The organism is Flavobacterium sp. KY-23415 (assembly GCF_055384985.1).
This window is the reverse complement of sequence record NZ_AP044001.1, coordinates 1,160,473-1,175,655: the sequence shown is the minus strand read 5'-3', so window position 1 is coordinate 1,175,655 and position 15,183 is coordinate 1,160,473. Positions and strand designations below refer to the sequence as shown.

Below are 15,183 nucleotides of genomic sequence, written 5' to 3'. Positions count from 1 at the left end.
AAAAGCGATAAAACATGAAGAAACTATATATAACCTTAAGTTTTGTAATCGCTAGTGGAATACTAAGTGCGCAAAACAACAAAACGAAAAGTGCAGATAAACTATTCGATAGATTTGAATATGTTGAAGCTGCTAATGAATATTTAAAATTGGTTGATAAAAATCAAAATGATAATTATATCAATCAGCAATTAGCGGATAGTTATTATAATGTCTTTAATACCAAAGAAGCTGTAAAATGGTATGCAAAATTGGTTGAAGAAGATCAAAAACCTGAAGTGTATTATAAATACGCTCAAATGTTAAAAGCAGAGGGGAATTATGAAGAAGCTAATAAACAAATGCAAAAATTTGCTTCTTTAGCTCCAAATGATTCTAGAGCAATGTCATACAAAAGCAATCCGAATTATTTGTCAAAATTAAAATCACAAAGACCATTATTTGACATTAAACCTTCTGATATTAGTAGCGATAAATCAGATTTTGGAGGAGTTTTAACAAACGACAATACAATCTATTTTACCAGTGCTAGAAATACTGCTAGAAAAAGTCATGGTTGGAACAAAGAGCCCTATCTTGATATTTATCAAGCAACCTATAATGAGAATGGAACAATTAGTGAAGCAACATTAGTAAGTGGAGTAAATACCAAATGGCACGATGGGCCTGTAGCGGTGACTGCCGATGGTAATACAATGTATTATGTTAGCGAAAGCTTTAATGAAAACAAGTTTGAGAAAGTTAAAGAAAAAAATGTAAAGTATGGTAGAATGTATCTTTATAAAGCTACTAAAAATGATGGAAAATGGGAAAATGCAAAAGCTCTTTCGTTAAACAGTCCTGAATATTCTTTACGTAATCCAAGTATTAGTAACGATGGTAAAACCCTTTATTTCTCTTCGGATATGCCTGGAGGATTAGGAGGTGAAGACATCTGGAAAGTAAGTGTTAATGGAGACGAATATGGAACTCCAGAAAACTTAGGGGCTAAAATTAATACTGGCGGAAATGAAAGTTTTCCATTCATTACAGAGGATAATTTGCTTTATTTTACTTCAGATTCTAGGCAAGGGTTTGGAGGTTACGATGTATTTCTTGCAGATTTAACGAAAGGAACAGAAGCAATAAATGTTGGTGAGCCTGTTAATTCTGAAAAAGATGATTTCTCTTTTAGTTTTAATGCTGCAAAAAACATTGCCTTATTTTCAAGTAATAGAGAAGGTGTCGATAATATTTATCTTGCAAATCCAATTTGTGGTGTAAATGCAATTGTTATCGTGAAAAGCGCAGAAACAAGAAAAGCTATTGAAGGCGCTACAATTAATGTAGTTGATCCAGCTAACAATATTTTAGCAACTAATACAACTAATTATGTTGGTCAAAAAATATTTGAAGTGGCTTGTGAAACGGAATACTCATTTAAAGTTTCAAAAGAGGGCTATGAAGATGCTGTTTTTGTATCACCAGCATCTGGTAACGGTTCAACACTTGTTGAAGCATACTTAGAACCTATTAAGCCTATAATCACAGAGAAAGAAGTTATCCTTCAACCTATTTTCTTTGAATTTAACAAAAGCAATATAACGGCTCAAGGTGCTGAAGAATTAGACAAGCTTGTTGCTGTTATGAATGAATATCCAGAAATGGTGATTTTTGCAAAATCTCATACAGATAATAGAGGTAAGGATAAATATAACTTAAACTTGTCGGAAAATAGAGCTAAATCTACAGTTCAATATATTATTTCTAAAGGTATAGATAAAGCTAGAATTAGCGGACAAGGATTTGGTGAAAGTGAATTATTAATTCAATGTGACGAATGTACAGAAGAAGAACATGCTCAAAACAGACGTTCAGAATTTTTAATTATCAAAAAATAATTTTCAGTTTTCTTTTATTTTAATTAAGAAAAGACCATGAAAGCAATTGCTTTTGTGGTCTTTTAATTTTTATTTATTGCTGTAACTAAAATCTATTATCACCATCTAATAAGTTCCCGAGCCCTCCTAGTAAACTTCCTTCTCCTTTATCTTTTCCTCCCATTTGAGGTGCCGCTTGAATAATTCTATCAGCCAAACGACTAAATGGTAACGATTGAATGTAAACAATTCCAGGGCCTCTCAATGTTGCAAAAAACAAACCTTCTCCACCAAATACAGTGTTTTTTATTCCTCCCACAAACTCAATGTCGTAATCTACATCTTTTGTGAAACCAACAATACAACCTGTATCTACTTTTAAAATTTCACCTGCTTTTAATTCTTTTTTTGCTAAAGTACCTCCTGCATGAACAAATGCCATACCATCGCCTTCCAGTTTTTGCATAATAAATCCTTCGCCTCCAAACAATCCTCTTCCTAGTTTTTTAGAAAATTCAACACCAACGGTTACTCCTTTTGCAGCACACAAAAAAGCATCTTTTTGACAAATAAATTTCCCTTGATACTCTGTTAAGTCAATAGCGATTATTTTTCCTGGATAAGGAGAAGCAAAAGATACTTTTTTCTTTCCATATTCTACATTTTGATATGCGGTCATAAACAAGCTTTCTCCTGTTAAAACTCTCTTGCCCGCAGATAATAATTTTCCAAAAATCCCACTTTCTTTTTGGCTACCATCTCCAAATATGGTTTCCATTTTAATCCCATTATCCATCATCATAAAGCTTCCTGCTTCAGCTATAACTACTTCTTGAGGATCTAATTCTATCTCCACATATTGCATTTCTTCACCAAAAATTTCATAATCTATTTCATGTGCTCTCATAATCTAATTTGTTTAAAGTTTATAAATTAGTCGGAATAGAGATTAAAATGTTACCATTGAATTTTTAATTAAAAAACTTATTGCGGTTATTTTAAAAAAAAATAAATGTAAGGCTTCAATAAAACTTAGTATATTTGTAGTTAATGAAAAGAAAAATTGCAATAGTGAATTTTGTTTTGATGCTTGCGGTATTGTTTGCTGTTAGTTATCAATCGTTGCATTTTTTCTCTCATCATTCTCATAGGGATAATGGTACCGATAAAGGGGTTAAAGTGTTTTCTAGTAAGATTCTTTTTGAAAAAGAAGAATGTCCTATTTGTGATTTTAAGTTTGCAAGTTTTCTTTCCCCTGAAATTTTTACTTATTCGTTATTTCCTCCTGTTTTAGAAATTCCTTACTTATTTGGTAATAAAACTATTATTACCATACTCAACAGAAACTCTTTCTATTTAAGAGGACCTCCTGCATTTGTTTAATATATTGAGAACCTATTAACCAACTATTTTAATGATATATTCATGATGATTCAGACAGCATCTGTTTGTTTTCTATCATAGTATATTTTTGAATTTGTTTTAGTTTGTCTTTATAGACTTTTAAAAAACTACAATATTTAGTGGGGTATGGTTATTTAAGTTATTTATTCTGATAGCTTAAAAAAGGGTAGTCATTAAAGAGGTTACCTTAAATGTATTCTTGTTAATAGTATTAAAAGAATATGTTGTGTTTATATTTTAAACTTAGAAAATGCGATTCAATTATATCTTATTCTTTTTGTTTTTTGGTTGTTTTGGTTTTGCCCAATTAACAATCAATGGAACGATTACAGACGAAAACGGTTTACCTTTGAAAGATGTTCATGTGCACATTGCCAATAGAACAACAGCTACGATTGCAGATGGGAGTTATATTTTAAATGATGTTCCGAAAGGAAATCAAAAGCTATATATATCTTCTATAGGTTATCAAATAATTGAAGAAACAATATTACTGTCTTCAAATACTACAATCAATCGTCAGTTATTTCCAGAGGTAGTTGTCTTGAAAGGAGTTGCCGTTGGACAAAAGAATAATAGCACGACAAGTAGTAGTAATGAGCAAGTTCTTGAGAAATCAGCAATTGAAAAATACAGTAATCAATCATTGGGCGATGTGCTTAAAGAAGTTTCGGGTGTTTCAATTTTAAAATCGGGAAGTAACATAGTAAAACCTGTTATTAATGGTTTGCATAGTAGTAGAGTGCCAATTATAAATAATAATGTCCGTTTAGAAGATCAGCAATGGGGCACAGAACATGCTCCTAATTTCGATATTAATTCGGCAGGTAGTATCTCTGTTATAAAAGGAGCGTCTGCTTTGCAATATGGAGGCGATGCTATTGGAGGAATTGTGATCATTAATCCACAAGTAATAAAAAAAGATACTTTGGTTGGAAAAACAATCTTGAATCTTTCTTCTAATGGCAGAGGAGGTAGCATGACCACTAGTTTACAAAAAGGAAATGTATATGGTTGGAGCTGGAATGTATTGGGTACTTTTAAGTATTTAGGTGATCGTGAAACGCCAGATTATATTTTGTCTAATTCGGGAAACCGAGAGCAAGATTTTTCAGGAGGTTTTCGGTTTGCAAATGAAAAATACAATTTTAATGCCATGTATAGTTTCTATAATGCTCAGATTGGGATTATAAAAGCATCTCATATTGGTAATATAAATGATCTGTATAATTCGATAACAAATAGAAAACCGAGTGTTATTGAGCCATTTACTTATGGTATTGAAGCACCAAAACAAAAAGTGCAGCATCATTTGTTTAAGCTTAATTTTCAGCGATGGATTAGTGATAATACTTCGCTTGATTTGCAATATGCTTTTCAGTTTAATAATCGTTTAGAGTTTGATGTTCGTAGAAACAGTACTAATGATAAAGCGGCTTTAGATTTGCAATTGGCAACACATACTTTTCTGTTAGATTATAATACATTTCTTGAAAATTGGAAAATAAAATTAGGAGGAAATTTCGGTTTTCAGGATAATTTTGCAAACCCAAATACAGGAATTCGTCCATTAATTCCGAGTTATCAAAAAGTAGATATAGGGACATATGGAATTGTAAATTATAAAATAGAGAATTCGTTAACATTAGAATCTGGCTTACGTTATGATTTTACCCAAATGAATGCTACTAAGTATTATTTAAAGTCAAGATGGGAAGAGCGTGGTTATTCGGATAGCTTTTCTCATTTTATCATTAATGAAGAAGGGAATCAATGGTTAACAAAACCTCAATTTAGTTATCATAATTTTACGGGTAGTGTTGGCTTTAGAAAATTGTTTCATCATGAAATGGAATGGCTTTTAAATATAGGTCTTGCTTCGAGAAACCCTAATCCTTCGGAGTTGTTTAGCGACGGTTTGCATCATTCTACAGGGCAAATTGAATTGGGTGACTTGCGTTTGCAAAGAGAACAGGCCTTAAAAGTGAATACTACTTTTAAGAAAAGTTGGCAATCGGTTGTTTTAGAGATTAATCCTTTTTTAAATCGTGTTTCTAATTTTATGTTTCTAAAGCCTGTTGGTTTTGAAACTACCATTAGAGGTGCTTTCCCAGTTTGGGAGTTTGATCAAACCAATGCGCTACTTGTGGGGCTTGATGTGAATTATAAATGGAATATTTCTAACCAATTGAGTCACGAAGCAAGTTTTGCTTATGTTAAAGGTACCGATTTAACGAATAATACCGATTTAATTGATATTCCTCCTGCTACAATTGGAAATAAAATACAGTATAGTAAGGAAGAATGGTATCATTGGAAAGCTGAATTAAAGAGTGAGTTCGTTTTTCGACAGTCTCAATATCCAAATAATGATTTTACTACAAATATTGTTGTCAATAATGAGTTAACACCTGTTTTGGTGCCAATTAGTGCTTCGCCCGATGCTTATCATTTATTGCATTTTTACAATGAAATGACATTTCAACTGGGAAAAAAGAATAGCTTAGTGACAGCATTTTCGGTACAAAATATTTTAAACACAACGTATAGAGATTACCTTAATAAACAGCGTTTTTTTGTTGATGAAATAGGTAGGAATTTTCAAATTCAAGTTAAATTAAATTTTTAAAAAAAAACATTAAATCAATTCAAATTATGAAAAATAATTTAAAATTTTCAGTACTTTCTATTCTAGCATTTTTATCTTTTACAGCGTGTTCTAGCGATGATACACCTGCTCCAGTTAATGAAGAAGAGGTAATTACCACTGTAAAAATAACATTAATGAGTACTTCGCAAAATATTGTATTAACTTCAAAAGATTTAGATGGAGATGGTCCAAATGCACCAGTTTTTACTGCGACAGGAGGTAATTTAGTCGCAGGATCTAGTTATGTGGGAACTGTTCAGTTTTTAAATGAGTTAGTAAGCCCAGCTGAAGATATAACTGTTGAAGTGGAAGAAGAAGGGGCTTCTCATCAAGTTTTTTATCAATTACCAACTTCTTTAGGAACGATTACTTATGATGCTATGAATGTTGACGCTAATGGCAAACCAATTGGAGTGAAGTTTAATTTGGTTGCAGGGAGTGCAGCAACAACAGGGAACTTAATAGTAACATTGAGACATTTACCGAACAAGTCTGCTGGTGGTGTATCAAATGGAGATATTACTAATGCAGGAGGATCTACAGATGCAGCAGCGATTTTGCCAATTACAATAGACTAAAACAAACAAAAGAAGCCTTTGAATTTTCAGAGGCTTCTTTTTTATTCCAAATGCTACATTATCTTTTATAAAGGGAAAGTAAAGACGTTATATAGTTACGAAGTACGAAAATTTTGAATCTCAAATGTAGTTGTAACCTTTGAAGATTTAAAAATGGTGCTTGTACCGATTTATAATAGAAATTTTTCCTAATAAAATTCTAATGTTGAGTTTAGGTTTAACATAAGTTAACACATTAAATACTTATTTTTGTTTCACAACTAAAAAATAAAAAAAATGAATAAATGCGTAACCTTACTCCTTGCAACTACTGCATTTGTGGCTTGTAAGAAAGAAGAAGCTAAAGAAAATGCAATGGTAGATATGACAGTGCAGTATCCAGAAACAAAAAAAGTTGATTCTGTTGATACTTATTTTGGAGAAGAAATAAAAGACCCATATCGTTGGTTAGAAGACGATAAAAGTACAGAAACTGAAGCTTGGGTAAAAGCTCAAAACGAAGTAACATTTGGTTACTTAGAAAAAATTCCTTTCAGAAAAGAGTTGAAAGCGAGAATGGAGAAATTATGGAATTATGAAAAAATTTCTGCACCATTTAAAGAAGGGAACTACACCTATTTCTATAAAAATGACGGATTACAGAATCAATCCGTATTGTATAGAAAAGGAGAATCGGGTAAAGAAGAAATCTTTTTAGACCCCAATACTTTTTCTAAAGATGGAACTACATCACTTGGAGGAGTTAGTTTTTCTAAAGATGGTTCTTTAGTGGCTTATTCAATTTCTGAAGGAGGGAGCGATTGGAGAAAAGTTGTGGTTTTAAAAGCCGATACAAAAGAAGTAATAGGAGATACTATCGTAGATGTTAAGTTTAGTGGTATTTCATGGTATAAAAACGAAGGATTTTATTATTCTAGTTATGATAAGCCTAAAGGAAGCGAACTTTCAGCTAAAACAGATCAACATAAATTGTATTATCATAAACTGGGAACGTCTCAAAAAGAAGATAAAGTTATTTTTGGTCAAAAAGAAAAAAGAAGATATGTTGGTGGTTATTTAACAGAAGATGAGAAATATTTAATTATTTCTGGATCTAATTCTACCTCTGGTAACGAGTTGTATTATAAAGATTTAACTACCAATGGACCTATTGTTAATATTGTGGATAATTTTGATAGTGATAGTTATGTTATTGATAATATTGGCACAAAGTTCTTTTTGTCAACCAACTATAATGCTCCAAACCAACGTGTGGTTACGTTTGATTTATCAAAACCAAAACAAGCAAATTGGGTCGATTTTATTCCTGAAACAGAAAATGTATTGTCTATTTCTGGGGGTAGTGGCTACTTTTTTGCAGAATATATGAAAGATGCCGTGTCTAGCATTAAGCAATATGATTACGATGGTAAATTAGTGCGCGATATAACATTGCCAGGAGTGGGAACTGCTGGAGGTTTTGGAGGTAAAAAAGATGCAAAAACATTGTATTACTCTTTTACAAACTATACAACACCAGGAACAATATATTCCTATGATCCGAAAACAGGAAAATCGGAAGTGTATAAAAAACCAAATGTTGATTTTAAATCGGAAGATTATGAGTCGAAACAAGTTTTTTATGCCTCAAAAGACGGAACTAAGATTCCTATGATTATTACCTATAAAAAAGGAATTGAATTGAATGGTAAAAATCCAACAATGCTATATGGTTATGGTGGTTTTAATGCTAGTATTACACCAAGTTTTAGTATTGCAAATGCAGTTTGGTTAGAAAACGGTGGTGTTTATGCAGTGGCTAATTTAAGAGGCGGTGGAGAATATGGTAAAAAATGGCATAATGCTGGTATTCAAATGCAAAAGCAAAATGTGTTTGACGATTTTATTGCCGCAGCAGAATATTTAATCAAAGAAAAATATACTTCGTCTGATTATTTAGCTATTTCAGGGCGCTCTAATGGTGGTTTGTTAGTGGGTGCTACCATGACACAACGACCAGATTTAATGAAAGTAGCACTGCCAGGAGTAGGTGTTTTAGATATGTTGCGTTATCACACTTTTACTGCGGGTGCTGGATGGGCTTATGATTACGGAACTGCTGAACAAAGCGCTGAAATGTTTCAATATCTGAAAGGCTATTCGCCAGTTCATAATGTTAAAGCGGGGACAAAATATCCAGCAACTTTAATAACAACGGGAGATCATGATGATAGAGTGGTGCCTGCGCATAGTTTTAAATTTGCTGCAGAATTGCAAGCAAAACAAGCTGGAGATAACCCTGTTTTAATTCGTATTGATGTAAATGCAGGACATGGAGCTGGAAAATCAGTTAACGCAATTATACAAGAATATACTGATATGCAGGTGTTTACTTTGTATAATATGGGTGTTAGAGAATTGAAGAAATAATTTTTTGTAAAAAAGCACATAAAACTATACTAATAGCTTATAAAATGCGTTTGTATTGCAAACAAATATAAATTTATAATCTACATGAAAAAAAATGTTTTATGTGCCTTTGCACTATTCGTGTTTGGTGCAGTGAATGCACAAGATTCAGGATCATATAAACCTACTGAGGGGACTGTTACGACAGAAGTGGGTTTAATAGGAGGCTTGAACAATGCTAATTTTAATTTAAATGGAGGAGCTTTGAAATTTAGATATTTCTTAAAAGAAGACCTTGGATTGAGATTAGGATTGGGAATTGATAATGAAAAAACAGAAGGAGATGGTTCAGATACTTATTCTGGTTTTAATTTTCCAATAAATGTAAGTGGGACTAAGACCACTGTAGTTAACACCAATACTTTAAAAATAGGAATTGAAAAGCATTTTGCTGGTTCCAATAGATTATCTACTTATGGAGGTGCTGATTTAATAGTAGGTTTTGGAAAAGATAATAGTGAAGTTGTTGCTGAAAATGGGAATTATTTAAAAAGAGAAGGTAATAGTTCAAGTTTTGGAGTTGCTTTATTTACAGGGGCAGACTATTACATTGCTGAGAAAGTATTTTTAGGTGTTGAAGCAGGATTAAATTTTTTATCTTCAAAAGTTAAAGACAAAGATGTTTCTGGAAAGTCTGGAAATAACGAAGGGTTAGATACTATTAATGGATCTAAAAACTCAGAATTTGCAACCAATGTTTTTGGTGGTATTAGAATAGGATATCAATTCTAATGAAATTATAAATAAAAATGAAAAACTCGATTCTAATTGGAATCGAGTTTTTTTTAATCATTATCAGAAGCAAACCATTCTGCAAAGGAAGTCTCTGTTTCTTGAAGTCTTAAAGAAAAAAGTTCAATTCCTTTTGGTAGTCTCTGGCTGATTTTATCTGCAAAATCAATAACCATATTTTCACTTGTTGGTTGGTAATTAACCAAAATAACATGATGATCTCTGTCGCTAAGTTCTTTGGCTAATTCTATATGGGGTGTGTTTTTGTTAAAAACTGTAGCATGATCGAATTGATCTACTATTTCTTCTTTAACAATTTTTTTTAGATCGCCAAAATCGATCACCATTCCGTATTTAACATTGTTTTTGTCTGTAATTGGTGTGCCAATGACTGTGACAGAAAGTTTATAACTGTGACCATGAACATTTTTACATTTTCCGTCATAACCATATAAAGCATGGCCAGTTTCAAATGAAAATTGTTTTGTAATTCTTATTTTACTCATAATATATAAAAAAACAAAGGTAATAATTATTTTTAAGGAACTATTAGACTTATTTCCTGTTATATTTGTAGCCCTAAAAAAAAATATAATGGAGGATATATTTGAGAGAATTGTTCAAGACTTATTGGAAAAGCAATATAGTGTTATTGATACTTTTTTTGATGAAGTAGAAGTTGAAAATCTACGAAATATTTTGCTTCAAAAATATGAGGAAGACGAGTTTAAAAAAGCTGCAATTGGCAATGTTTTTAATGAGCAAATTGTAAAAACAATTCGGGGAGATTTTATTTCCTGGATTGATGAAAAAGAAGCTGTACCCGCTGAAAAGGTTTTTTTTGATAGAATTACAGCATTTACAGATTATGTAAACAGAACTTGTTTTTTAGGGATTAGAAAACGAGAATTTCATTATGCATTATACCCAAAAGGGACTTTTTATAAAAGGCATTTAGATACTTTTCAAAATGATGATAGTAGAAGGTTGTCTATAGTGTGTTATTTGAATCATGAGGATTGGAGCCCTGAGTTTGGTGGAGAATTGGTTATTTATAAACCAGATGAAGAAATTACAATCTATCCATTAAAAGGTAGGGTGGTTATTTTTGAAAGTCAAATTTTAGAGCATGAAGTAAAACCTGTAGAGCAGAAAAGGGTTAGCATTACAGGTTGGTTAAAAACAAGGAAATTATAATGAGATTAAAGCTTTATTGTTTTTTGAACTGCAATAAAGCTTTTTTTGTGAATTCAGATAAAACAAGTTTTCCAGTAATACTAGCTCTTTCTATTAATAAAGTGTCCCAGTTTTCAGTTCCTTCCCATAAAATTTTTTTCATTTCGAACAAACCTTCTGGATTATAACTAGACAAACTCTGAGCGTGTTCGTTTATCGCAGTGTCTAGTTCTTCTACAGAATTTAAAATTTTTGCATATAATCCTTTTTCTAATGCCCAGTTTGCTTTTTTCCATGCACTTGGTTCTAAGGTCATTTCTGCCATGGCAGTTTTTCCTATTTTTTTGGTTACAACAGGTTCAATTACAAACGGACCAATACCTATAGCTAATTCAGAAAGTTTAATATCTGCCGTGTGAACTGCATAGACATAATCGCAGGCAGCAAGCAATCCAACACCGCCACCAACAGCTTTTCCGTGAGTGCGTCCAATAATTAATTTAGGGCATTTTCTCATGGCATTGATAACGTTTGCAAATCCTGAAAAAAACTGACTACCTTCCTCAAGATTAGAAACTGCTAATAATTCGTCAAACGAAGCACCAGCACAAAAAGCACCTGTGCCTTCGCTTTTTAAAATGATTATGGAAACACTAGTATTGTTTCCTAAGCTAGTAATTTCTTCTGTTAATTTTTTCAGTTGTGAACTAGGGAACGAATTCCCAGCTGGATGATAAAAAGATATTGTTGCTATTTTATGAGTAATTGTAGTTGTTATTTGTCCTTGCATTGCTATCGTTTTAAACTGAAATGTGATTTAAATTCTTTATGAACCCCGTTTTCTTTATATTCTAATTTGAACCAATAGTCGGTTGAAGGTAGTTGTTGTCCGTTAAAAAGACCGTTCCAACCTTGCCCAAACGGATCAATTTGTTTAATTAATTTGCCGTATCTATCATAGATGTAAATTTTTGGTTCAAAGGATATTGGTAAATTTGAGATGTTCCATGTGTCATTATAGCCATCTCCGTTTGGAGTAAAGAAGTTAGGATAGGTGATTGCATATAATGTACGAGAAGATAAAATTCCGCAACCTTGAATGTCTCTAACATATACGATATAACTTCCATTGGAAATATCTGTAAAAATTGGGCTCATTTGCCAATCAATTTGATCTAAGCTATATTCGTATGTTCCAAAGCCGCCAGAAGCTAAGGCTTGAATAGTAGAAAATCCTGAAGAGAAAATAGGGTTGATGATTTCGGCTTCAAATTGTGAAGGTTCTGAAGAGAAAGTGACGTTTATAACATCAGAATTTTCACAATTGGTTGTGTTGTCTTTTACGGTTACAGAATAGGTTCCAGCTTGTGTAACTGTAAAAACAGGACTTTCATTTCCAGACCCATCTGTAGCAGGGTTGGTTGGTATCCAAAAATAAGTGAAGTTACCAGAACCTCCTGTCGCTGTTGCATCAACCATGCGAGATCCTAATCCTGTAATTGGATCAACACAAAGGGTGAAATCTACTCCTAGGTTAATTTCTGGAACAGGAACTACGTGCAAGGTTAAATAATCTCCTAATCCAAAGCAAGCATTGTTCAAATTACTGTCTATTCTTACCCAAATTACTTGAGTGTTTTGAATGTTGTTTCTATAATTGGTGATGTTTATGATGCGATTTTCTTCTGCTAAAGCATCTGCTTCATTTTCATAGAAAGTAACTACTAAATTAGGTCTTTGACTAGCAGGGAATAAGTTTTTAAAATATTCTATAGCATTTAGAGAAGGATTTGTGTCATTGAAATTAAATAGGTCAAAACCGTCGTTTTCAGGATTGGCACCGCTAATATAATTATCGCACCCATATAAATCGAAATTAGTTGTACTTGGTAGTGTCGTGGTAGAAACCACAAGATTTACTTTTGCTGTTCTAATACAGCCGTTTTGGGTTGTAATTCTAGACCACACAACTGTACCGTTTGTCGCTGTGAAATTTGTTTCGTTGGTTATTAGATTTGTATTGTTTTGTGCTCCAATCTGAGTGGAGTGATAACTAAAATTGAGTGTAGTATCTGGTGCAATAAGGATGTTTGCTTGTGTTAAATTAAAATCTGTTATGGCATCACTGTCTGTATCGCATTGGCTTAGTGTTACGATGCTAGAACTTATAGGTAACGGATTCACGATTAAGTTGAATGAACCAGTAACAAAACAGCCGTCTGTGTTTTCTAACCTGAAATAGATCGTTTTATTTGAAGCAGCTCTAATTGATGTGATGTTGTTTGTAGTATTGTTGTCAGCATCTGATTGGGCTTCATAATATTTTACTGTTAAACCAGCAACATTATTTGTAATTTGAGCGTCTTTATCGGTTAAAATAAATAATGATTGACCACTTGTGTCTCCGTCAGCAATATCATCACAAGTTTCAATGTCGGTGATTGTATTCGCAAGTTGTAGAGAGGTGAAAATAGTTACAGTTACAGTTGCAGAAACTGCTTCACAGGCAGCAGTAGCAGGAATGGTATAAATATAATCTCCAGCTACATCTGTGCTCGGATCAATAATTCCGTTTGTTCTTGGTGTTCCATTTAATGACCAATTTCCAGAGCTGTCAGTCGTTCCTAGAAGCGCAAACAAATCGAAAGGGCTTTCAGAAGCGCAAAAAGATTTGGAAGTGTTTGTTCCTGCGTATGGTGATTGTTCAAAAGTTACATTTATTGATACTGTTTCATTAACCGTTAAGCCGTCACATACAATGTCATAATTGTAAATGTAAGTTCCTTCATTATCTTGACTAGCATCAAAAATATTTGTACCACTACTTAATGCTGGTGTCCAAAAGCCTCCCGTTTCTGGATTTCCTTCTATGGCATCAAATAAATCGATAACACTGTTAGAACAAATTGTTATATTAGTGTCTTCTGGTTCGCTTCCAAAACCAGAATAATAACCGCCAAAACCAGCATTTTGACCATCAGAGCCAAATACACCAACAGCAACTGGTCCTGTAGATTCTACAATGATATTGGTTAGTGAGCTTGAGACTCTATAGGTTTTCCAGTTAGAATTTCCAACTGGAGTTAGTGGTGGGCTTGTTACGGGGGTGTTATTTAGAGTGACAGTTGCATCTGCTGCAGTTACAATTATAATTTGAGAATCGTCATAAGAAATGTTTCCTATGTTTTTGAATTCCGGGATTAATTTCACACTTTTTTGCCAGTAACAACTTAATGGTGGTATGAAATTTAAGCCTGTGGTTGCATCACTGCTATTCCCAGCTAAGAATTGATATACATAAATAGGGTTGTTGCTTTCTATGTACATGTTCTTATGTTGAAAAGTCCCTATATAGTTGCTGGAAGGGATTAGAAAATGTTCTCCAGCATTTAATGTTGCAACGGGTATTGTATTTCCGTTTATAAATACAGTTGTGTTGTCTTGTGTAGCAATAACTAAAGGGCGTTCAGATAAATTACTACCATTTCCTTTAACAACAATATATTGATTACCAACCTGGTTAAACGGAACTATTTGGTCTAAATTAAAATCTTGTCCTTCCATTGCTGTTCCAAAACCACTTAATGCATTTCCTGTATTTACAACAATAGGTTTGTCCGAATTAAGTAAAGCTCCTACAAAGCCAGATAAATTTCCTGCAATATCCGTATAACCTGATAATACTACACTTTGCCCTGTGTTTAATACAAATGTTTGTGAGTCGAGTGTTATATTGCCAGTTCCAGAAGCGAACTCAACATCTGTATTGTAATCTGAAACGGTTACCGTAGTGTTGTCTTCTGTTGCTATGAAACTAGATACAAAATTTCTTGCATCTCCATCAAATTCTTGAGGCATACTTCCTAGTCTAAATTGGGTTCCCTTTCCTGTTCTTCCTTTTGAAACAAGTATCTCTGCATGATTTGTTGATCGAACTCTTAGACTTACATAAAAATCTTTTGAACCTGTTAAAATTAATCCTTTGTCTGATTCTATAGTGTTTATATTGTTTATGCCTACAAACATTGAAGAAGGCTGATTGTTGCCAATGAATACCCTTACTGGATTTGTTAATGAAATTGTAAAAGGTGAGCCACTAATGGGTGTTCCGTCTCCAGTGGTTACATTTACTTCAAAAGAGTCTATAAAAGGGGTAGATAAATAAATGTAATGATCATTCACAACTGCACCAGCTCTAGCATGCAAAGGAGGTAACCAGTGTTTGTTACTTAACTGTGAAAAAGAAAATAGACTCGATAAAAGCAGGGTTAATAGGATAGCTAATTTTTTCATTTTTATAGGGACAAAATTTTAAACTCGTAAAGATAACAAGTTT

11 protein-coding genes are annotated in these 15,183 nt (G+C 32.9%); 7 read left to right on the top strand and 4 right to left on the bottom strand.

Translation table 11 applies throughout. From position 1 onward, the window contains the following. Positions 1-14: 14 nt before the first annotated feature. Positions 15-1,880, top strand: coding sequence for an OmpA family protein (locus tag ACZ49Z_RS05305; protein WP_464307146.1), 1,866 nt, complete (start codon positions 15-17; stop codon positions 1,878-1,880). Between the two features lie 85 nt (positions 1,881-1,965). Here the strand turns inward: ACZ49Z_RS05305 and ACZ49Z_RS05300 are convergent, their stop codons facing one another. Continuing rightward, entirely contained in the window at positions 1,966-2,766 is an 801-nt protein-coding gene (locus ACZ49Z_RS05300; protein WP_464307145.1) for a TIGR00266 family protein, read from the bottom strand. Between the two features lie 143 nt (positions 2,767-2,909). On the opposite strand from ACZ49Z_RS05300, the gene ACZ49Z_RS05295 reads away from it, so the two are divergent. The 5 genes from ACZ49Z_RS05295 (at position 2,910) to ACZ49Z_RS05275 (ending at position 9,671) form a co-directional block, all read left to right on the top strand. Continuing rightward, positions 2,910-3,242, top strand: coding sequence for a hypothetical protein (locus ACZ49Z_RS05295; protein WP_464307144.1), 333 nt, complete (start codon positions 2,910-2,912; stop codon positions 3,240-3,242). Positions 3,243-3,513: 271 nt separating this feature from the next. Further along, positions 3,514-5,892, top strand: coding sequence for a TonB-dependent receptor plug domain-containing protein (locus tag ACZ49Z_RS05290; protein WP_464307143.1), 2,379 nt, complete (start codon positions 3,514-3,516; stop codon positions 5,890-5,892). A gap of 26 nt (positions 5,893-5,918) precedes the next feature. After that, a complete protein-coding gene (locus ACZ49Z_RS05285; RefSeq protein ID WP_464307142.1) occupies positions 5,919-6,491 on the top strand; it encodes a type 1 periplasmic binding fold superfamily protein in 573 nt (190 codons plus the stop codon). A 276-nt stretch (positions 6,492-6,767) separates the two neighbouring features. Then, positions 6,768-8,900 carry a prolyl oligopeptidase family serine peptidase gene (locus ACZ49Z_RS05280; RefSeq protein WP_464307141.1) on the top strand — a complete coding sequence of 711 codons (2,133 nt, stop codon included), beginning with the start codon at positions 6,768-6,770 and terminating at the stop codon, positions 8,898-8,900. 84 nt (positions 8,901-8,984) lie between these two features. Next, positions 8,985-9,671, top strand: coding sequence for a hypothetical protein (locus ACZ49Z_RS05275; protein WP_464307140.1), 687 nt, complete (start codon positions 8,985-8,987; stop codon positions 9,669-9,671). A gap of 53 nt (positions 9,672-9,724) precedes the next feature. Here the strand turns inward: ACZ49Z_RS05275 and ACZ49Z_RS05270 are convergent, their stop codons facing one another. Beyond that, on the bottom strand, positions 9,725-10,177 hold the full coding sequence (locus tag ACZ49Z_RS05270) for a 6-pyruvoyl trahydropterin synthase family protein (RefSeq protein ID WP_464307139.1): 453 nt from the start codon (positions 10,175-10,177) through the stop codon (positions 9,725-9,727). A gap of 88 nt (positions 10,178-10,265) precedes the next feature. Between ACZ49Z_RS05270 and ACZ49Z_RS05265 the strand changes: the two genes are divergently transcribed. Then, positions 10,266-10,868 carry a 2OG-Fe(II) oxygenase gene (locus ACZ49Z_RS05265; protein WP_464307138.1) on the top strand — a complete coding sequence of 201 codons (603 nt, stop codon included), beginning with the start codon at positions 10,266-10,268 and terminating at the stop codon, positions 10,866-10,868. A 13-nt stretch (positions 10,869-10,881) separates the two neighbouring features. Here ACZ49Z_RS05265 and ACZ49Z_RS05260 read toward each other — a convergent pair whose 3' ends face one another. Both ACZ49Z_RS05260 and ACZ49Z_RS05255 read right to left on the bottom strand, forming a co-directional pair. Further along, positions 10,882-11,637 (bottom strand): enoyl-CoA hydratase/isomerase family protein, encoded by a 756-nt coding sequence (locus ACZ49Z_RS05260; protein ID WP_464307137.1) that lies wholly within the window; start codon positions 11,635-11,637, stop codon positions 10,882-10,884. Between the two features lie 2 nt (positions 11,638-11,639). After that, positions 11,640-15,140 (bottom strand): T9SS type B sorting domain-containing protein, encoded by a 3,501-nt coding sequence (locus ACZ49Z_RS05255; RefSeq protein WP_464307136.1) that lies wholly within the window; start codon positions 15,138-15,140, stop codon positions 11,640-11,642. Positions 15,141-15,183 lie beyond the last annotated feature (43 nt).

Bases quoted from the DNA above. Each gene is read 5' to 3' on its own strand.
- ACZ49Z_RS05290 (WP_464307143.1), top strand. From the start codon at position 3,514: ATGCGATTCAATTATATCTTATTCTTTTTGTTTTTTGGTTGTTTTGGT.
- ACZ49Z_RS05300 (WP_464307145.1), bottom strand. From the start codon at position 2,766: ATGAGAGCACATGAAATAGATTATGAAATTTTTGGTGAAGAAATGCAA.
- ACZ49Z_RS05305 (WP_464307146.1), top strand. From the start codon at position 15: ATGAAGAAACTATATATAACCTTAAGTTTTGTAATCGCTAGTGGAATA.
- ACZ49Z_RS05295 (WP_464307144.1), top strand. From the start codon at position 2,910: ATGAAAAGAAAAATTGCAATAGTGAATTTTGTTTTGATGCTTGCGGTA.
- ACZ49Z_RS05280 (WP_464307141.1), top strand. From the start codon at position 6,768: ATGAATAAATGCGTAACCTTACTCCTTGCAACTACTGCATTTGTGGCT.
- ACZ49Z_RS05275 (WP_464307140.1), top strand. From the start codon at position 8,985: ATGAAAAAAAATGTTTTATGTGCCTTTGCACTATTCGTGTTTGGTGCA.
- ACZ49Z_RS05285 (WP_464307142.1), top strand. From the start codon at position 5,919: ATGAAAAATAATTTAAAATTTTCAGTACTTTCTATTCTAGCATTTTTA.
- ACZ49Z_RS05260 (WP_464307137.1), bottom strand. From the start codon at position 11,637: ATGCAAGGACAAATAACAACTACAATTACTCATAAAATAGCAACAATA.
- ACZ49Z_RS05255 (WP_464307136.1), bottom strand. From the start codon at position 15,140: ATGAAAAAATTAGCTATCCTATTAACCCTGCTTTTATCGAGTCTATTT.
- ACZ49Z_RS05265 (WP_464307138.1), top strand. From the start codon at position 10,266: ATGGAGGATATATTTGAGAGAATTGTTCAAGACTTATTGGAAAAGCAA.
- ACZ49Z_RS05270 (WP_464307139.1), bottom strand. From the start codon at position 10,177: ATGAGTAAAATAAGAATTACAAAACAATTTTCATTTGAAACTGGCCAT.